Source organism: Alcanivorax sp. HI0044, from assembly GCF_001634945.1.
Map to the genome: position 1 here is coordinate 1 of NZ_LWEZ01000880.1, position 359 is coordinate 359.

Sequence of the window (359 nt, forward strand, 5' to 3'; positions counted from 1 at the left end):
CCCCTTTCAGGGCATCATGGATCAGGTCAGGGAAGACAAGGCCAGACGCTACCTGAGCGACTCCAGCCGCAGCGTGGCGCAGATCGCCGAATTGCTCGGCTACAGTGAATCAGCGGCCTTCGTCAGGGCCTTTGAGCGGTGGACGGGAAAGACACCGGCCCGTCACCGCAAAGAAGCCGGGGCCGAGCAGTAGGAGCGCCGCTTGAGGCGCGCCTACAGCAGCTTCGTTGCAGAGTCAGTCCTGACGAATTCTTTCCACGATTTTGGTCGTCGAAATATCGTCGATAAAATCGAGCACCTTCACCTCGCCCCCATAGCGCTTCACAAACTCGTGGCCGACCACTTCTTCCACGCTGTAG

The 359-nt window shown here is 59.3% G+C and carries 1 protein-coding gene; it reads left to right on the plus strand.

Annotated elements, in window-relative coordinates:
* Positions 1–193 (plus strand): AraC family transcriptional regulator (locus tag A3730_RS10475; RefSeq protein WP_156501134.1); only part of this gene is annotated, 193 nt, incomplete at its 5' end.
* Positions 194–359: the final 166 nt, after the last annotated feature.